Origin of the sequence: Thauera sp., from assembly GCF_035444905.1 — a bacterium.
Lineage (GTDB): Bacteria > Pseudomonadota > Gammaproteobacteria > Burkholderiales > Rhodocyclaceae > Thauera.
In genome coordinates, this window is sequence record NZ_DAOMPS010000020.1 from 54,107 (window position 1) to 72,092 (window position 17,986).

General features: G+C 68.7%; 14 protein-coding genes. 7 read left to right on the forward strand and 7 right to left on the reverse strand.

Annotation, left to right across the window (positions count from 1 at the left end; translation table 11 throughout):
• Positions 1-124: 124 nt before the first annotated feature.
• The 3 genes from PLC66_RS10955 to PLC66_RS10965 are packed head-to-tail and all read right to left on the reverse strand — an operon-like array spanning position 125 to position 3,414.
• Positions 125-697 (reverse strand): polyhydroxyalkanoate granule-associated phasin, encoded by a 573-nt coding sequence (locus PLC66_RS10955; RefSeq protein ID WP_324540273.1) that lies wholly within the window; start codon positions 695-697, stop codon positions 125-127.
• Positions 698-757: 60 nt separating this feature from the next.
• Positions 758-1,393 carry a response regulator gene (locus PLC66_RS10960; protein ID WP_324540275.1) on the reverse strand — a complete coding sequence of 212 codons (636 nt, stop codon included), beginning with the start codon at positions 1,391-1,393 and terminating at the stop codon, positions 758-760.
• A gap of 2 nt (positions 1,394-1,395) precedes the next feature.
• Positions 1,396-3,414 carry a PAS domain S-box protein gene (locus PLC66_RS10965; RefSeq protein WP_324540277.1) on the reverse strand — a complete coding sequence of 673 codons (2,019 nt, stop codon included), beginning with the start codon at positions 3,412-3,414 and terminating at the stop codon, positions 1,396-1,398.
• 459 nt (positions 3,415-3,873) lie between these two features.
• Here PLC66_RS10965 and PLC66_RS10970 point away from each other — a divergent pair, with 459 nt between their 5' ends.
• Together PLC66_RS10970 and PLC66_RS10975 are read left to right on the forward strand one after the other, a co-directional pair.
• On the forward strand, positions 3,874-4,212 hold the full coding sequence (locus PLC66_RS10970; RefSeq protein WP_324540279.1) for a hypothetical protein: 339 nt from the start codon (positions 3,874-3,876) through the stop codon (positions 4,210-4,212).
• Positions 4,213-4,256: 44 nt separating this feature from the next.
• The gene (locus tag PLC66_RS10975) at positions 4,257-4,886 is read left to right on the forward strand and encodes a hypothetical protein (protein ID WP_324540281.1); all 630 of its coding nucleotides are present in this window, start codon (positions 4,257-4,259) and stop codon (positions 4,884-4,886) included.
• A 195-nt stretch (positions 4,887-5,081) separates the two neighbouring features.
• Here PLC66_RS10975 and recJ read toward each other — a convergent pair whose 3' ends face one another.
• On the reverse strand, positions 5,082-6,773 hold the full coding sequence (gene recJ, locus PLC66_RS10980) for a single-stranded-DNA-specific exonuclease RecJ (RefSeq protein WP_324540283.1): 1,692 nt from the start codon (positions 6,771-6,773) through the stop codon (positions 5,082-5,084).
• A complete protein-coding gene (locus PLC66_RS10985) occupies positions 6,770-7,846 on the reverse strand; it encodes a hypothetical protein (RefSeq protein ID WP_324540285.1) in 1,077 nt (358 codons plus the stop codon). Before PLC66_RS10985 ends, recJ begins: the two co-directional genes overlap by 4 nt.
• Positions 7,847-7,997: 151 nt before the next feature.
• On the opposite strand from PLC66_RS10985, the gene PLC66_RS10990 reads away from it, so the two are divergent.
• The 5 genes from PLC66_RS10990 (at position 7,998) to PLC66_RS11010 (ending at position 14,916) form a co-directional block, all read left to right on the forward strand.
• Positions 7,998-8,474, forward strand: coding sequence for an Xre family toxin-antitoxin system antitoxin (locus PLC66_RS10990; protein ID WP_324540287.1), 477 nt, complete (start codon positions 7,998-8,000; stop codon positions 8,472-8,474).
• Positions 8,474-8,986, forward strand: coding sequence for an RES family NAD+ phosphorylase (locus PLC66_RS10995; RefSeq protein ID WP_324540289.1), 513 nt, complete (start codon positions 8,474-8,476; stop codon positions 8,984-8,986). Before PLC66_RS10990 ends, PLC66_RS10995 begins: the two co-directional genes overlap by 1 nt.
• A 94-nt stretch (positions 8,987-9,080) precedes the next feature.
• Positions 9,081-9,389, forward strand: coding sequence for a hypothetical protein (locus PLC66_RS11000; protein ID WP_324540291.1), 309 nt, complete (start codon positions 9,081-9,083; stop codon positions 9,387-9,389).
• Positions 9,390-9,781: 392 nt separating this feature from the next.
• Complete coding sequence (locus tag PLC66_RS11005) at positions 9,782-11,239, forward strand: toll/interleukin-1 receptor domain-containing protein (RefSeq protein ID WP_324540293.1); 1,458 nt, start codon at positions 9,782-9,784, stop codon at positions 11,237-11,239.
• On the forward strand, positions 11,236-14,916 hold the full coding sequence (locus PLC66_RS11010) for an nSTAND1 domain-containing NTPase (RefSeq protein ID WP_324540295.1): 3,681 nt from the start codon (positions 11,236-11,238) through the stop codon (positions 14,914-14,916). The genes PLC66_RS11005 and PLC66_RS11010 overlap by 4 nt, the downstream gene beginning before the upstream one ends.
• A gap of 70 nt (positions 14,917-14,986) precedes the next feature.
• Here the strand turns inward: PLC66_RS11010 and PLC66_RS11015 are convergent, their stop codons facing one another.
• Positions 14,987-16,558 (reverse strand): SpoVR family protein, encoded by a 1,572-nt coding sequence (locus PLC66_RS11015; protein ID WP_324540297.1) that lies wholly within the window; start codon positions 16,556-16,558, stop codon positions 14,987-14,989.
• On the reverse strand, positions 16,555-17,829 hold the full coding sequence (locus tag PLC66_RS11020; protein ID WP_324540299.1) for a YeaH/YhbH family protein: 1,275 nt from the start codon (positions 17,827-17,829) through the stop codon (positions 16,555-16,557). Before PLC66_RS11020 ends, PLC66_RS11015 begins: the two co-directional genes overlap by 4 nt.
• Between the last annotated feature and the right edge of the window lie 157 nt (positions 17,830-17,986).

Here is a 17,986-nt window from a genome sequence, read left to right on the forward strand (position 1 = left end):
TGAAGGTGCTGAAGCGCGGGGTGCGCGGCGTCACCAAGCGGGGTGGCAGGAGCTTGTGGCCCGTGTTCCCTGTCGCTGCCTGCCCGATTGGAGCCTATCGCGCCGTCGATGTTCCCGCCATCGCTCAGGCAGCGCCGGCAGCGTACCTGCCGAGCCGCTCGGCATTGGCCGTCGCGCGGGCGTGGATCGGCTCGAGCGCGCGGCGCGCGAGATCGGCCGCGGCGTGGGAGAGCTGCGTGTGTGCATCGGCGCTGGGGGACAGGGCAGCGATCAGCGCCGCGTGGTGCGACATCGATTCGGCAACGTTCGGGCTGCTTGCCGCCGACATCATCGCCGCCATGCCTGCCTGCATCTGGGCGAACATCTGCGTCCACAGCTGCTGGTTGAGCTGCAGCCAATGCGCGGTCACCGACCAGGACGATTCGGTCGCCGCCTCGAACTTCTCCTGCGCCATCAGGCTGAACTCATCCAGATCGTCGGCGCTTGGCGCAGGGCCGGCGGTGGCCATGCGTCCGGTACGGTGGCCGATGACCTCGACGGAGGCGAGCATCATCTCGCTGGCCTGGCTGGCGATACCGAGCCAGGACGCGAGGGGGTCGTGGCAGGTGCTCGCCGCGAGCGAACCGGTCCGCTGGCTGGCGGCGTCTGCGCAGGCTCGGTCCCGGCCTCCGATGCGTTGCAGTGTCGAGGTGGTCATGCGTGTTCCTTGAAGTGTCCAGATGCAGGCAGGGGTTTTAGCACAGGCTGGCCGTGACTGCTAATCGGGGCTGAGTTTGTGCTGCAGCACGTAGCGCGTGATCTCGGCGTTGGATTGCACGTTCAGCTTGTCCAGGATGCGGGAGCGGTAGGTGCTGATCGTCTTCACGCTCAGATGCATCTGTTCCGCGATCCTGGTGAGCGGAACCCCCTTGCTCAGCAACAGCAGCACGGCCGTCTCGCGCGGTGAGAGGGTCTCGTGCGGCAGCCGCCTTGCCGCATTGATCGTGCCGTCGAGCAGTCGCTCGGCCAGTGCGGGGCTGACGTAGCGCCCGCCGCCCACGACGGTGCGAATTGCGGCCAGGATCTGCGCCGGCGGGCTGTCCTTGTTCAGGTAGCCCGATGCGCCTGCGTGCAGCGCCGGCAGCGCGAACTCCTCTTCTGAGAACATGCTGAAGATCAGTACCGGCAGGGCGGGCTGGACCAGCTTGATGCGCTTGAGGACTTCGAGCCCGTTGATGTCGGGCAGCGTGATGTCCAGCAGCACGACGTCCGCTTCGGTCGAATTGACGAGGGCGAGCACCTCGCCACCGGTTGCGGCTTCGGCCGCGACCTCGAAGTCTTCGGTTGCGGCGAGGAACTGGCGCAGGCCGCTGCGTACGACGGCGTGGTCGTCGACGATGACGATTCTGACCATGCTCACGCCTTGCGCCGAATGGCCGGCGCAGCGCCGGCGCCCAGCGGAAGTCGCAGCGTCAGTTGCGTTCCGCTCTGTGGCGTGCCGCTCAGCGACAGTTCGCCGCCAAGGTTCTGTGCCCGCTCGAGCATGCCGATCAGGCCGAACGAGTCGTGCTTGCCGAGGCTGTCCTTCGGCAGTCCCCTGCCGTTGTCCCAGATCCGCAGGATCAGGTTTCCCTTGTGCGTGACCGCGGTGATGCTCACCTTCTTCGCCCCCGAATGCTTGGCAATGTTCGTCAGCCCTTCCTGGATGATGCGGAACACCGCGGTACTGGCCTCGGCCGTGAGGCTCACATAGGCCGGCATGTCCAGTTCGACCGCGATCCCGGTCATACGGGAGAACTGATCCGCATGCCAGCGGATCGTCGCCAGCAGCCCGAGCGTGTCGAGCATGCCGGGGCGCAGGTTGGCGGAGATGCGCTTCACCGTTTGCAGTGCTGCATCCACTTGTTCGAGCATGCCCTGCAACGGGGCCGCCAAGGGTGCAGCCTCCGCCAGGCTGTCCATCGTCGTGGCGAGGCTGAGCTTGAGCATGGTCAGGGTGCCGCCCAGTTCGTCGTGGACCTCGCGTGCGATCCGTGTGCTTTGCTCCTCGCGCACCGATTCGAGGTGGGCTGCGAGGCGCTTCAGGCGCAGCGAGGTTTCGCGCTGGGCGCTTGTAAGTTGCCGTCGCCGGGTGATGTTGTCATGGACCACGACCAGGCGTACCGGACCTTCGCCGGCAAAGCGCGAGATGCGGACTTCAAACCAGCGTTGTTCGACCGGCGTGCTGCACTCGTATTCGAGCACGAAGGATTTGCGCTTCCCGGCCAGGATCTCGCGGATGCCGTTCGCCACCTCGAGGGCGCTGCCCGGCGAACCCGTTGCCGAGGCGTCGCACACCTCGAGATAGTTGGCTCCTTCACTCATCTGATCGGGGTTGCCGCCGTTGGCGGCGGCGAACTCGCGCCATGCCTTGTTGACCGCGACGATGCCGGCGGACTCGTCGAGTACGCACAGGTTGGAGGGCAGGGCATCGATCGTCGCGCGGAAGAAACGCTCCGATTCGGAGAGCGCGAGTGAGCGCGCATCCACCTCGGCGGTGCGCTCGGCGACCTCTTCTTCAAGCACGTCGTTCAGGTGCAGCAGGGCGGACTCGGCCTCCTTGCGCGCGGTGATCTCGCGCGCGAAACCGACGGTGCCGAGCAGCTTGCCGTCATCGTCCAGGACCGGCGCCTTGTAGGTCTCCGACCAGGTGGAGTGGCCGTTGTTGTGAGTCTCCTCCTCGCGCATGATCCGCCGGCGCGACGCGAGCACTTCGCGGTCGGCGGCGACGTAGCCCATGGCCAGCGCGGGCGGAACGAGGTCGAAATCGTTCTTGCCGACGAATTCTTCGGCGCGATCGCCGCCGAATGATCGGGCGAATGCGCGGTTGACGGCGAGAAAGCGGCCGTCGATGTCCTTGAGCCACACCATGAACGGGATGTTGTCGAGGAGGGCGCGCTGGTGGCGCTCCTTCTCGAGCAGCGTCTGTTCCAGCTGCTTGCGTTCGCTGATGTCCTCGAGCGCGAGCTGCAGCACCACCGTTCCGTCCGTCTTCAGGTGACGACGGCCGCTCAGGCGCGCCCAGAAGGCCTCGCAGCTGCTGCGCTGCAGTCTCAGCTCACAGCTGTGGATGTCGTCATGCTGCAGTCCGTGGCGGAGAAACTGGCGCCAGGTGTCGATCGCATCGGAGTGCAGGAACCGCGCAAAACGACGGCCGAGGGATTTGCTGCCGACGGCTCCGAGCAGGGTGGCTGCCGGTCGATTGAGTTCGAAAATGCGGCCCTTGTCGTCAAGCAGGAGATAGGCGGTCGGTGCGTGGTCGAACAGGCTGAGGTAGCGATCGCGCGACGCCCTCAATTCATGCTGCATGTCGTGCGCGACGTCGGTGTGGGCGTTCAGCGCGGTCTGGTCCCCCCGGGCTTGCCGCAGCAGGGCTTCGGCGGTGGGCTCGGGCAAGGCAGTGCCTTGTCGATCGATCGCGACCGGCCCCCATTCTGCGGGGGGGTGGGCCGTCTTCGGGGGCCGGTAATCAGGCTTCATGATCGGGAATCAACTCCATCAGGCAATCCGGTACGCAGCAGTGTCGCAACCCGATCCCGAACCGGGGGACAGCGCGCTTAGCCTACTGCAATCTTCCGCGAAGCGGTGTGCAAGCCTCAAGTGATTGATCAATGTAGGAAAAATCCTACGTGCACGGTGCGGTCATCCGACGCCGATCCAGCGTTTTGCCGACAGACTGCAATCAATCGAAGTTGCATGATTGAGGTGCGGCATCAATGAAAAACGAATGTGCGCGAACAAGCACAAGGCACGATTTTCCGATCACCCGAAAGCGCTGCGCGAAACGACAGCGGGGGTGTCGGGGGGCAGGCACGAGACGAGTGCCTGAATCGCCACCGCGTGGAGGAGACAGCTGTGCAGAACTTGCAGGAGAGGTTTGACGGGATACGCGGGCAGGGCCGGTCGGTGCACGCAATGCCGCCCGTCGATTCATCGCGCCCAGGCTATTACCTGGTCGTGCCCGCCGTCACGCGGGTGTCCGGTCGAAGACGATCAGGTGCAAGACGCGAGCCCGCTTGCGTGCTGCTCGGGCCCTTTTGCAGCGAGATCGAGGCGCGTTTCATCGAGACCAGTGCCCAGGCCCTGGGCCTGTTGGTCGAGCGCACGGACCGGTTTCCGTCGCGACCAAGAGCGCATAGGAATAATCCGACACCGATTGACTGTTTTTCCGACCTTGCGCTGCCGCTGAACTGACAGACGCCTGACGGCTTGCCCTGCACAATGGGGCAGCCTTCCGGATGAGCTTCACCGGCAAGCCGGATGTCATTTTTTCGGCGACCGCCATCGCCACTTTCTACTTTCAGGAGCACACCATGCATTCGATCACGCCCTTGCATGAACGATTTACCGAAGTCGTCACGGCCAACGGGGATGCCTTCAATGCGATCGTCGAGATCACGCTGAACACGGCGGAGCAGATCTTCGCGCTCAACATGAACACGGCGAGGTCGTACAAGGCGAACACCACATTGAGCAATCGCGGGGGCTTTTTCGAGCAGCTGACTGCGCAGTCCGGTTCGGCGGCGCGTTCGTTCGAGCTGGCCAGCGACTACCTGCGCAATGCGAGCAGCATCTGCATCAAGTCGCAGGCCGAGATCGGGCAGATCAACGTCGAGCGCGCCAATGAACTCGCGCAGTCCTTCGGCTCGCTGTTGGACACCATGGCCAGGTCCGGCCCGACCGGCAGTGCCGAGGTCGTCGAGCAGATCAAGTCGGCCCTGAGCAGCGCGACCGAAGCGTATGAACAGGTGATCAGGACCAGCATCGAGTTTGCCGAGCGCAGTCTGGCCGCGGCGGAAGAGGCCGTGCAGCCGGTGGTGGCCGCTGCCGGCAGCACCGAGAAGAAGGTGGCGAGGAAGGCCGCGTAAGCAGACCGTTCAAGCGACCCGAGTTCGAGGCCCCTGAGATCCAGGGGCCTTTCTTCGTGTGCGCCCGGAAGGGGCACGGCGCACTGCCTTGCTTCGTCGCCCTGGGTTCGCCCCCAGATCGGGGACCCAGCCTGCCCGAGCGAGCGCGTCGGTGCGTGTTGCCGGGGGGCAGGGGCGGAACAACCCGGCCGCTGCTCAGGCCGCCTCGAAGTGTTCCAGCATCAACTGCACGCTCGACACCCCGCGGAACTCGTTGATGCCCAGCCGATACGCCGCATGGATCTGTTGCGGTGCGCCGCCGGCATGGTTGAACTGGATGGCCTCGAAGCGTGCGGTGTTGCGGCTCAGCTCCAGCTTGAGGTGGCGCTCCTTGAGCACGCGCTGGCGCTCGACGCGGAACACGTCGTCGAACAGCGGCGCAGGGAAGCCCTGGCCCCAGATCTCGTTGTCCAGCATGCGAACGGCGTCGAGGGCGAAATAGCCGGACTCGAGCGTGCCGTCCGTTTCGATGCGGCGCTCGAGCTGGGCGGGCTCGAGCAGTTCGCTGACCACCTCCTCGAAGGCGGCGTCGAAGCGGGCGAGCTCCGTCTCGCGGATCGTCAGCCCGGCGGCCATCGCGTGGCCGCCGAAGCGCACGATCAGCTCGGGATGGCGCTTGGTGACGAGGTCGAGCGCGTCACGCAGATGCAGGCCGGCGATCGAGCGCCCGGAACCCTTGAGTTCGCCGTCGTTGGCGCGCGCAAAGGCGATGGTCGGGCGGTGCAGCTTCTCCTTGATGCGACCGGCGACGATGCCGATCACCCCCTGATGCCAGTCGGGCTCGAACAGCGCCACGGTGGCGCGGTTGCCGGCGTCGAAGCCTTCCAGGCGGATCAGTGCCTCTTCCTGCATGCCGGCCTCGATGCTGCGCCGTTCGCGGTTGAGCTTGTCGAGCTCCTGGGCGATGTTCATCGCGTGCCCGGCGTCGTCGGTGATCAGGCATTCGATGCCCAGGCTCATGTCCGAGAGCCGCCCGGCGGCGTTCAGGCGCGGGCCGATCATGAAGCCCAGGTCGGTGGTGCTGGCGCGCGCCGGATCGCGACCGGCAAGGGAAAACAGCGCGCGGATGCCGGGCTGCATGCGCCCGGCGCGCATGCGCGCGAGGCCCTGGGCCACCAGGATACGATTGTTGCGGTCGAGCTTGACGACGTCGGCCACGGTGCCGAGGGCGACGAGGTCGAGCAGTTCGGCCAGATTGGGCTCCCTGGCGCCGGCAAAGGCGCCGCGCTCGCGCAGTTCGGCGCGCAGCGCGAGCATGGTGTAGAACATTGCGCCCACACCGGCCAGCGCCTTGCTCGGGAAGTCACAGCCGGGCTGATTAGGGTTCACGATCACGTCGGCTTCGGGCAGCACGTCACCGGGCAGGTGGTGGTCGGTGATGATGGTGGCCATGCCGTGCGCGCGTGCGGCGGCGATGCCCTCGACGCTGGCGATGCCGTTGTCAACGGTGATCAGCACGTCGGGCTCGAGACGCGCGGCGATCTCGACCATTGCCGGCGTGAGGCCGTAGCCCAGGGTCACGCGGTCGGGCACGAGGTAATGCACGTCGGCGCCGAAGGCGCGCAGCGCGCGCATGCCGACCGCGCAGGCGGTGGCGCCGTCGCAGTCGTAGTCGGCGACGATGACCATGCGCGCACCGGCTTCGATGGCATCGGCGAGCAGTTGCGCAGCCGCCTGCGTGCCGCTAAGCGCCTCGGGCGGCAGCAGGTTCTTCAGGCCGGTGTCGAGTTCGTCGGCGCGCATGATGCCGCGCGAGGCATAAAGGCGGGCGAGCAGCGGATGCAGGCCGGCATCGGCGAGGCGGTCGAAGGCCTGCTGCGAGACGGTGCGGGGCTGGATGCGGGTCATCGGGCTTGGGCTGGATTCGTGGGAGGCGGGGTGTCGCTGACGGGCATCGGCGCGGGGGCGAGGGACTTCAACAAGGCCTCGAAGGCGTAGGGCTTGCGCCAGAACTTCCAGCGCGCGCTGCGCGACAATTCGAGCTGCAGCGTGCCGCGGTCGCCCGGCGCGGTGAGGCGCAGCGTGTCGAGGCGTCCATGCCGGAACGCAGCGGCAAGTGGGGCGAACCAGTCGCGCTCGAGCTCTTCGAGACCAGCGCGCCACGCCCCGAGGTCGAGCTGCTGGGCGGGTTTGCGTTGGCTGTCGAGCACCACCAGCGTGTCCTGTGCGAGGGCCGCCGTGGCGTCCGGCGGGCCGACCGGCAGCCCGGCGGCGCGGGCGAGGCCGATGCTGACCGGGTCGGTGGCCTGCACCTGGCGGGCGGGCGCCCGCAGCGGCTGTTCGAGTACGCCTGCGCCCCACAGCCAGACGCTGTTGACCGGACGTCGTCCGGCCTCTTCGCGGGCACGGCTGCGTGCATGGTTGTGAAGCACGATCTGTGCTTCATTCATCGTGCGCTGCCACAGGCGGGCGTCCTCGCCCTCGGGCAGGAAGTGCTTGACCGGGCGTCCGGTGACGTCGTCGAGCGGATAGAGCGTGACCGCGGTTTGCTGATGCAGGCGCAGGTACCAGCGCGTGGGCGTGCAGGCCTCGAAGCGGCCGAGGTCGGCGAAGAGCTCGTTCAGTGCCGCCACCAGCTCGGCGCTCTCTTCGGCATCGAGCTCCTCATCCGGAAAGGCCTGCAGCAGCAGGTGCTCGCGCGAGAAGGACAGATTGACCGGATCCGCGCACAGCCAGTGGCGGCCGGGATCGTGGGGCGGCGCATCGGCCTCGCCCAGGCGGCGCAAGGTCGCCATCGGCACGCGGTCGCCGGGTAGGCCAAAGAGCCGTGCGAGCTGGCGGTCGTAGGGCTCGAAGGGGCTCACCTGTCGCCGGCCGCGACCGAGCAGGGTGGCGAGCCCGTCGAGCGCGAGGCCCGCGGCGGGCCCGAGCAGCGTGGCGGTGGGCCACAGCAGGCCGGGAATCAGGAGCTGGATCTGCATCGGGAACACACTGAGGAAAGCGGCGCGAGTCTAGCACGCGCAGCGGGGCGGTCCTTGTCGTGCCGGATCCCGGTTGAAGTGAGGGGCGCAGCTTGACACCCTGGCCTCAAACGGCTTCAATTGATTTCATGCAAGCAATCAGGTGATTAAAGTGCCGACCACCAAGGCCAGTCCTTCCAGCCGAGAGCCAGGCGCTGCGTATGCGGCGCGCGGCGCGCTCGCCGGCGCCAGCATCGAGCGCTACCTGCACGCGGCCTCGGCCCTCGAGCGCGATCACATGGTGCGCGAGGGCTTCGAGCCCGGCTCGCTGGACGCCTTTGCGCACCGCTTCGGTCGCAGCGGGCGCAGCCTTGCGCAACTGCTCGGTGTGGCGCCGGCGACCTACGACCGGCGCGTGCGTGAGGGCAAGCCGCTGTCGCAGGACGATTCCGACCGCGTCGCCCGCCTCATCGACGTCGAGCGCGCGGCCACGCGCGTGTTCGGCGAGGAGTCGGCCGCGCGCGAATGGCTCGCCGCGCCGGTGACCGTTCTCGGTGGGGCGGTGCCGATCGAGCTGCTCGCCACCACCCCCGGACACCAGGCGGTCATGAACGCCCTGCGCCGCATCATGGCGGGTACCGCCGCCTGATGGCTGCGCGCACGGCCACCTTGTGGCGGCTGGCGCAGGACTGGATGGACCTCGACACCGGCGCCGTGCTGTGCGCGGCGGAGGACTTCCGTTGTGCCGGCCGTGGCGCCGCCGCGGTGGGCGGGCGCTGGAACAGCGTCGGGTCAATGGTCATCTACCTGGCCGACAGCCTGGCCCTGGCCCAGCTCGAGAAGCGCGTGCATACGCCCCTGCGCCCGCCGCGCGACATGGTGGCGGTGGAGGTGAGGCTGCCGGCAGCGGCGCTCGAGACGGCGCAGGCGCCTGTCATGCCGCCAGGCTGGAATGCCGACAACGTGGATTGGTCGGTCGGCCGCAGCGCAAGCCAGGCGATCGGCGACGCCTGGCTGGACGAGGGCGCCGCGCTGTTGCTGCGCGTGCCTTCGGTGGTGGTGCCGGCAGGCTGGAACTACCTGCTCAATCCTGCGCATGCGGATGCACGCAAGGTGCGGACCCGGCGCGTGGTGTATCGGGCCGATCCGCGCCTGTGGTGAGTGTCCGAGAGCGGCGGCAAAGTGGTGCTCGTGGCGGCACTCGGGCCGCGTGGCAAGGTCGAAGACAGCACAGGATCCTTGCGCGGAGACCCCCATGACACCCGAGACCGTTGCCACCCTGATCGCCGAGATCGAGGCCGAAGATCCGCTCGACTTTGCCGGCCTTGCCCTGGACGCAGGTGGCGCTCGCCTGCTCATGGCCGCGCACTTCTGCGATATCGATCGCAAGCTCGTCGAGCTGGGGCTGGCGCCCGATCAGCGACTGGAGATGATGGCTGCGATCGCGGCCCATTCGATGGTGGAGAACATGCTGCTCCACCTGTCGCGCCTGCGCCGCGACAGCGAGGGGGCGGAGTTCAGGGCATGGATGCGGCGTCACGGCATCGGCGGGGCCGGCGCATAGCACGCCCGCCCCTTGCCCATCTCAGTTCGCGGCGAAACAGCAGAACAGACCATCACCGCCTGTGCCGCGCAATGCCGCCTGGCTGCATCCGCCCCGGCTCGGCAGAATCATCAGGATCGCCTTTGGCTTGGGCATGGAAGTTTCCTCCTCGTCATTGACACGGCCCCGACGGTGATCCGGGGCGCGGTCTCGCGCGCCTGCAGTCCCGCCACCCCGGACCGCCCCTCAAGCTGGACGCGCAGGGCCAGGAAAGCCGCGACGCGCGAGCCACGCGCACACCCGGGCGGCGCGAGTCAGGCAACTCGCGAATCCTGCGGCGGCAGACTACGCTTGCATTGGCGGCGCGCGACAGGCTGCGCCGCCATCGTGTGCAGCGCCTCGGGAGGGCCGCGATGGGATGCGTTCCGGGCTTTGAGTACGACCTGTTCGTCAGTTATGCGCACATCGACGACGCGCCCGACGTCGGCCGCGAGTTCGGCTGGGTCGCCACCCTCAAGGACAACCTCAAGGCACGCCTCGACCGCCGCCTGGGCATCCGCTCCAACATCTGGATGGATCAGCGCCTGGTGGCCGAGTCGCAATTGAGCGCGCCGATCCTGGCTGGCTTGCAACGCTCGGCCGGGCTGCTCGTGGTGCTGTCGCGCGCCTATCTGAAGTCGCCCTGGTGCGCGCGCGAGCGCGGCGGCTTTCTCGACGGGTTGCAGGATCGGCGCGACCTGCGGCGCCCGCTGTTCATGGTCGAGTGCGACGATCTCGAGCACGAGCGCCTGCCCGAAGCGTTCGGCGATCTGCTGCTGGTACGCTTCTGGCAGCGCGAGACCGAGGGGGCGGCCCCGCGGCGCCTGGGCGATCCGCTGCCGACCCTGGAAGACCGCCAGTACTGGGCACGGCTCAACGACCTGGCGTTCAAGATTGCCGAAGGCCTGACGCGGATGCAGGGCGCAGCCGTCGATTCCGCGCCGGCAACCGCCGCGCCGGGGAGCGCTGGGCCGGTGGTGTTCCTCGCCGAGGTTGGTGACGACCTCATGGACGAATACGAGCGGCTGCAGCGCAGCCTGGAGCAGGCCGGAATCAGGGTGCTGCCCGAGCGGGCCTACCCGCGCACCGATCCCGACAGCTTCGCCGCGGCGATGAGCGAGGACTTGCGGCGCGCGCGGCTATTCGTGCAGTTGCTCGGCGAGTACCCCGGGCGGGTGCGCGGCTGGGACGTATCGCTGGCGGCGCTGCAGCACCAGGTGGCGCAGCGCGCCGGCGTGCCGCTGCGGCGCTGGCGGCGTTTCGGCCTGCGCGAGGAGGACATCCGCGATGCGAACCACCGGCAGTCGGTGTTCGCCACCGACGTGGTCAATGAGGGGCTGGAGGATTTCGCCGCCGGCGTGCTGGCCGCGCTGCGCCCGCCGGCGCCCGTGGCGCCAACGGCCGTGGACGGTGACCTGCTCGTGTTCGTCAATCACGACCGCGACGATGCCCGCGTGGCGGCCGAGCTGTGCGACTTCTTCGATGCACAGGGCCTGGGCTTCCTGCGCCCCGAGCCGCAGGACAGCGCCGAGGCCATGCGCGCCGACCTCGAGGACAACCTGCGGCTGTGCGACGGCCTGGTGGTGGTGTATGGCAGCACGCGGCCCGTGTGGGTGCGCCAGCAACTGAAGGAGACACTCAAGATCAAGAGCGTGCGCGACCGCCCGCTCGGGCGGGTGGTGCTGTGCCAGGCCGAGCCGGACGAGGCGAAGGCCGACCCCGGCATCAAGCTGCCCAACCAACGCGTCATCGACTGCCGGCGCGGCATCGACGCCGGGGCGCGGCAGGCGCTCGCCGAGTTCGTCCGCGACCTGCGGGGCGGCACGCCATGAACATCGCCACGCCCGACCATCTGCCCGAGGAGCGGCCGGCCTCGCCCTATCCTGGCCTACGCCCGTTCACCGAGGACGAGGCCGAGCTCTTTTTCGGCCGCGAGGCGCAGACCGACCAGCTTCTCGACCGCCTGCGTCGCACGCGCTTTCTCGCCATCGTCGGCCCCTCGGGTTGCGGCAAGTCCTCGCTGGTGCGCGCGGGCATGATCGCCGCGCTGCAGACCGGCCTGATGGCCGATGCCGGCGCGCACTGGCGTATCGCCAACATGCGCCCCGGCGCCCGTCCGCTGTGGCGGCTGGCGAGCGCGCTGGCGGCACCGGCGGCGCTGGACATGGAGCGCGACGGCGGTGCTGCCGCGCTCGCCTTCGCCGATGCCACGCTGCGGCGCGGGCCGCTCGGCCTGGTCGAGCTGCTGCAGGAGCGCTGGCTGCCGGCGGGCGCCAACCTGTTGCTGCTGGTCGACCAGTTCGAGGAGATCTTCCGCTTCCGCCAGGAGGGCAGCGCGGACGAGGCCGACGCCTTCGTCGCCCTGCTGCTGGCGTCGGCGGCACAGGCCGCGTTTCCGGTCTATGTGGTGCTGACGATGCGCTCTGACTTCCTCGGCGACTGTGCGCTGTTCCACGGCCTGCCCGAGGCGATCAACGACGGCCAGTACCTGACGCCAAGGATGACGCGCGAGCAGACGCGCAGCGCGATCGTGGGGCCTGCGCGGGTATTCGACGCCGACGTCGAGCCGGCGCTGCTGACGCATCTGCTCAACGAAATCGGCGCCGATCCGGACCAGCTGCCCCTGCTGCAGCACGCGCTGATGCGCATGTGGGAGCAGATGCAGGCGCGGATCGGCGGCGCGGGCAACGGCGACCGCGCGCTGCTCACGCTGGCCGACTACGCCGCCGTCGGCTCGATCGCGAAGGCCCTGTCGGCCCATGCCGACCAGGTGTTCGACGCCCTCGATCCGGCCGGGCAGCGCATCGCCGAGCGCCTGTTCCGCCGCCTCACCCACCGCGCCACCGGCAAGCGCGACACCCGCCGTCCGGCGCGCGTCGACGATGTGGCCGCGGTCGCGGGCGTGGCCGAGCCGGACCTGATCGCGGTGGTCAACGCCTTCCGCCGCCCCGACCGCAGCTTCGTCACCCCGCCCTCCGGGGTGGCCCTGAGCGCCGACACCGTGCTCGACATCGGCCACGAAAGCCTGATCCGGCGCTGGGACCGGCTCAACGCCTGGGTCGATGCCGAGGCGAAGTCGGCCGATGTGTACTTCCGCCTGATGGACTCGGCGCGGCGTGAGCAGGCGGGGCGCGCGGCACTGTGGCGTTCGCCCGAACTCGAGGAGGGGCTGGCGTGGCGCGAGCAGGAGGCGCCCAACGAGGCATGGGCGCGGCGCTACGGCAGCGCCGAGGACCATGCGCTGGCGATGCGCTTTCTCGCGCGCAGCGCCGAGCAGCAGCGTGCCGAACGCGAGCTCGCCGAACAGGCCCGGCGGGCGCAGGAGGAGGCCGAACGGCAGCGCCGCGAGGAACGCGAGAAGTGGGTGCAGGCGCAGTTGCGCGCCGGACGGCGCTTCCGCCTGCTGGCGCTGGGCATGGGCGCACTGGCGGTGGTGGCTCTGGTGCTGCTCTATGCCGCCGTCGACTCGACCCGGCGTGCCGACGCCGAGCGCGCCAGAGCCGAGGTCGAGCGCAGCAATGCCGAAGCGCAGGCGGCGCTGGCCCTGGCACGGCAGCTCAACGTGTCGGCCGAGGTCGCCGCCGACGAGACCATGCAGGGCCTGCAGCGCAGCCTACTTCTGACGCTTGAGTCGCTGCGCACACGGTGGACGCCGGAAGGGCATGCGGCGCTGCTCGGGCGCATCGATCTGCTGCCGGACGCGCCGCGCCGGACATGGTCCTTGCGAGCGGGCAAGATCGCCGGGCTGGCGCCGGGCCCGGACCTGGGCTGGCTGGCGGTGGCGGCCGAAGGCGGCACCTTCGTGCTGCAGCCGGACCCGGCCGCCGAGCCGATCAAGTTGAATGCATCCCACCACGCCGCAGTCGCCACGCTGGCCGCCAGCCCGGACGGACGCTGGCTCGCCGCACGCTGTGATGTCGAGGTCTGCCTGTACGACACGCGCGACTGGCAGGTGCTGCGCCGCTTGCCGATCCCGCGCCCGGCGCAGAGCTTCCTGCGCTTCAGCCCCGATGGCCGGACCCTGGCGGCGGTGAGCTTCCGGCCACCGCTGATGGCGCTGTACGACACCGCGACCTGGCGCGAACGCGTCGCGGTGTCGATGGACGAGGCGCCCGCCTGGGTGCTGCAGTTCAGCCCCGACGGAGAGCGGATCGCGACCTCAGGCAGCAACCGGCTCACGCTGTGGACGAGCGACGGCCTGCGCCGGCTGGCGGCGCTCGAGGTCCGCAACCATTGGGGTGAACCGCTTGCCTTCAGCCCGGACGGGACTTCGATCGCGGTGGAGGGCGAGGGCAACGGCCTGCAGCTGGTCGAGGTCCGTACAGGCGCGGACGGCATGGCCATGCTGGTCATTGACCGCCAGCGCCGCATGTTACGCACCTCCTCGCGCGGCCCGGCGGTGTTCAGTGCGGACGGGCGCCACGTGGCCGTTACCGGGCCGGGACACGATGCAGTGCTGATCGGCGAGGTGGCCGGCGGCGGCGAACGCACGCGTATTCCGCGCACGACGGGTGCGCTCGCCTTCATCGACGCCGACCGGCTGCTGACGGGCAACGACGACGGCAGCGTGGATGAGTGGGACGCGATCGAGAAGGCGGTGCGCCTGCTGCCCCATGACGACGCGGTGGACGCGCTCGCTTTCAGCGCCGACGGCGGACGGCTTGCCAGCGCGAGCGCGACCACGCTGCGCGTCTTCGACACCGCCGACTGGCGTGAGCTGGCGCGCACCACCTTGCCGGCGGGGACCCGCCGCCTCGCCTTCAGCCCCGACGGGCGCTGGATCGCCGTGATCGACGCAGACGGGCTGCGGTTCATCGACAGCGCGAGCACGTCCTGGCAGACCGGCAGGCTGCTGGCGCACGAGGGCGGGGTCGATGAGCTCGCCTTCAGCCCCGACGGCAAGGCGGTCGCGACGACCACCGAGGCGGCGTTTTCGCGCGGCATCGGCTTCACCCGCCCGACCACGCGCCGGGTGTGGTCCCTCGCCGACGGCAGTGAGCTGGGCTGGACGTTCGACCTCGAGCACGATCGGAACGGACCCTACGGCGGTTTCGTCGTGGCGCAGCAATCGCTGGACCGGCTGGTGACGACGGCGGGCGGTGACGCTGCGCTCGCGCTCGAGGCGGCGCACTGGCCGGCCGCGATGGCGCAGGCGAAGCTTCTTGAACTCACGAACAGGGAATGGCTGATCGCGGTCACGGCAAGGAAGACCGGGTTGGCCGCACATGCCCTCGAGCGGGCCACGCGCGGGCACGGCAGCCGTCTTGCCGATTCGGCCTTCAGCCCGGATGGGCGCTGGCTCGCCTCGGCCGGCGCGGATCGCGTGGTGCGGCTGTGGCATCTGGCGCCGGACGATCTCGCCGCCGACACCTGCGCCCGTCTCACGCGCAACCTGCGCTGCGAGGAGTGGAGCGAGATCCTGCCCGACAAGCCCTACCGCAAGACCTGCCCCGCACTGCCCGATCCACCGGATATTGCCGCATGCCCTGCGCTGGCCACCGTGCAGTGATGGATGTCGGGCAGCGGCGGCGGGGCGGGAGGTTCAGCTCGCCGCCGTCGCCGCTCATCGCGCAATGCCGTCAGGCCGCGATGACTTGCCCAAGGTGCAGGCCGGGCCGCTCGACCCGGGTCTCGTGGGTCAGCTGGGCCATGCCCGCGGCGTCCACCGACTCCAGCCTCACCGTGAATCCCCACAGCTGGGCCACGTGCTTCATCACTTCCTCGGTGCTGTCGCCCAACGGACGGCGCTGGTGCTGCTGGTGGCGCAGGGTCAGCGAGCGGTCGCCGCGCAGGTCGACGTTCCACACCTGGATGTTGGGCTCGCGGCTGCCCAGGTTGTACTGCTCGGAGAGGATCTCGCGCACGCGCCGGTAACCGCTGTCGTCATGGATGGCCGAGACCTGCAGGTTGTTTTCGCGGTCGTCGTCGAGCACGGCGAACAGGCGGAAGTCGCGCATCACCTTGGGCGACAGGTACTGGGCGATGAAGCTCTCGTCCTTGAAGTTGCGCATCGCGAAGTCGAAGGTCTCGAGCCAGTTGCTGCCGGCGATCTCGGGGAACCAGCGCCGGTCCTCGTCGTCCGGGTTCTCGCAGATGCGGCGGATGTCCTGCCACATCGCGAAGCCGAGCGCGTAAGGGTTCAGCCCGTTGTACCAGCGGCTGTTGTAGGGCGGCTGATGCACCACGCTGGTGTGCGACTGCAGGAACTCGAGCATGAAGCTGTCGGCCAGCAGACCCTCGTCGTAGAGGGTGTTGAGCAGGGTGTAGTGCCAGAAGGTGGCCCAGCCCTCGTTCATGACCTGGGTCTGGCGCTGGGGGAAGAAGTACTGCGCGATCTTGCGCACGATGCGCACCACCTCGCGCTGCCAGGGCTCGAGCAGCGGCGCGTGCTTCTCGATGAAGTAGAGCAGGTTCTCCTCCGGCTCGGCCGGGAAGCGCGGACCCGGCGCGCGGCTGTCCGCGCGCGCATCCTGGCCCGGCAGGGTGCGCCACAGGTCGTTGACCTGGCTCTGCAGGTAGTCCTCGCGCTCCTTCTGGCGCAGCTTCTCCTGCGCGAGCGACAGCTTGGCCGGTCGCTTGTAGCGGTCGACGCCGAGGTTCATCAGCGCATGGCAGGAGTCGAGCAGCAGTTCCACTTCCTCCTCGCCGTAGCGCTGCTCGCACTGGCTGATGTAGTTCCGCGCGAACACCAGGTAATCGATGATGGCGTCAGCGTTGGTCCAGGTACGGAACAGGTAGTTGCCCTTGAAGAAGCTGTTGTGACCGTAGGCGGCGTGGGCGATCACCAGCCCCTGCATCGTCATCGTATTTTCCTCCATCAGGTAGGCGATGCAGGGGTCGGAGTTGATGACGATCTCGTAGGCGAGGCCCATGTGGCCGCGGCGGTAGCTCTTTTCGGTGGCGATGAAGTGCTTGCCGAAGGACCAGTGGTGGTAATTGACCGGCATGCCCACCGAGGCGTAGGCGTCCATCATCTGCTCGGCGGTGATCACCTCGATCTGCACCGGATAGGTGTCGAGGCCGAAGTCCTTCGCCACGCGGGCGATCTCCGTGTGGTACTGCTCGATGCTGTCGAAGGACCACTCGGAGCCTGCCGGCAACTGGACGGGCAGGGGCGTGGCATTGCGGGCGCTGTGGGCTGAGGGTCTCATGTCAGGCTCTTCTTGAAGAGTTCGCGGAACACCGGATAGATGTCGGCCGGCGACTGGATGCGCTGCATGGCGAAGTTGGGCCGCGCGGCGAGCACGCTCTGGTATTCCTGCCACAGGTTCTGCGGCTCGCCGTCGGTGATCTCGATGTAGGCGAAATACTGGCAGGCGGGCAGCAGCTCGGTGGCGAGCAGGTCGCGGCTGACGGCACAGTCGTTCTGCCAGTTGTCGCCGTCCGAAGCCTGCGCGCCGTAGATGTTCCACTGCCCGCCGGCGTAGCGCTCGCGGATGATGTCGTGCATCAGCCGCAGCGCGCTCGACACCACGGTGCCGCCCGACTCGCGCGAGTGGAAGAATTCGTCCTCGTCGACTTCCCTGGCAACGGTGTGGTGACGGATGAACACCACCTCGATGCGCTCGTAGCTGCGCGTCAGGAACAGGTGCAGCAGCATGAAGAAGCGCTTGGCGATGCCCTTGCGTTCCTCGTCCATCGAACCAGACACGTCCATCAGGCAGAACATCACGGCCTGCGTGGTGGGCTCGGGCACCTTGACGCGGTTGTTGTAGCGCAGGTCGAAGCTGTCGATGAAGGGGATGGCGTCGATCTTCGCGCGCGCATGGCCGATGCGCTCGCGCAGCGCGAGCACGGTGTCGCCCTCGGCGTCCTCTTCCTCCTCCTCGAGCGCGGCGTCGAGCGCGTGCTGCAGCGCGCGCAGCTCGGCATGCCAGGGCGAACCGAGGGCAAGGCGGCGGCCGAGCGCGCTGCGCAGCGAGCGCACCACGTTGATGTTGGTCGGCACGCCGTCGGCGCTGAAGCCGGCACGCCGCGTCTTGAACTCGGTGATGGTCGCCAGCTGGGTGCGGATCAGGCGCGGCAGTTCGAGATCCTCGAAGAACAGGTCGAGGAACTCCTCGCGCGAGAGCTGGAAGACGAAATCGTCCTCGTGCTCGCCGTCGTTGCTCGCCTCGCCCTTGCCGCTGCCTCCGCCGGCGCCGCCGGATGGGCGCTTGATCTGGTCGCCGGTGGCGAACTGGTCGTTGCCGCTGAACACCTGCTCCCAGATGCCACCGCGGCCGTGGTGGATGGTGGGCTCGGCGAGGTCGCGTGCCGGGATCGAGACCTGTTCGCCGTGATCGAGGTCGCGGATCGAGCGGCCCTGGATGGCGCCGGAGACCGCCTTGCGGATCTGCTGCTTGAAGCGGCGCATGAAGCGCTGGCGGTTGACCGTGCTCTTGTGTCTGGAGTCGAAACGTCGATCGATGATGCGGGCCATGTTGCCTCCTCGGGGTGTGCCTCAGGCGTCCGCCACCGGGCGGGCGCCTGCGGCCCGCGGCGCGCACTGGGCGCGGCCGCGGCTCAGGCGGTCGATGTACTCACGACGACTTGCGCACGCGCAGGTACCACTCGCACAGCAGGCGCACCTGCTTCTC

Bases quoted from the DNA above. Each gene is read 5' to 3' on its own strand.
- PLC66_RS11005 (WP_324540293.1), top strand. From the start codon at position 9,782: ATGGGATGCGTTCCGGGCTTTGAGTACGACCTGTTCGTCAGTTATGCG.
- PLC66_RS11020 (WP_324540299.1), bottom strand. From the start codon at position 17,829: ATGGCCCGCATCATCGATCGACGTTTCGACTCCAGACACAAGAGCACG.
- PLC66_RS11010 (WP_324540295.1), top strand. From the start codon at position 11,236: ATGAACATCGCCACGCCCGACCATCTGCCCGAGGAGCGGCCGGCCTCG.
- PLC66_RS11015 (WP_324540297.1), bottom strand. From the start codon at position 16,558: ATGAGACCCTCAGCCCACAGCGCCCGCAATGCCACGCCCCTGCCCGTC.
- PLC66_RS11000 (WP_324540291.1), top strand. From the start codon at position 9,081: ATGACACCCGAGACCGTTGCCACCCTGATCGCCGAGATCGAGGCCGAA.
- PLC66_RS10960 (WP_324540275.1), bottom strand. From the start codon at position 1,393: ATGGTCAGAATCGTCATCGTCGACGACCACGCCGTCGTACGCAGCGGC.
- PLC66_RS10985 (WP_324540285.1), bottom strand. From the start codon at position 7,846: ATGCAGATCCAGCTCCTGATTCCCGGCCTGCTGTGGCCCACCGCCACG.
- recJ (WP_324540283.1), bottom strand. From the start codon at position 6,773: ATGACCCGCATCCAGCCCCGCACCGTCTCGCAGCAGGCCTTCGACCGC.
- PLC66_RS10975 (WP_324540281.1), top strand. From the start codon at position 4,257: ATGAGCTTCACCGGCAAGCCGGATGTCATTTTTTCGGCGACCGCCATC.
- PLC66_RS10955 (WP_324540273.1), bottom strand. From the start codon at position 697: ATGACCACCTCGACACTGCAACGCATCGGAGGCCGGGACCGAGCCTGC.
- PLC66_RS10995 (WP_324540289.1), top strand. From the start codon at position 8,474: ATGGCTGCGCGCACGGCCACCTTGTGGCGGCTGGCGCAGGACTGGATG.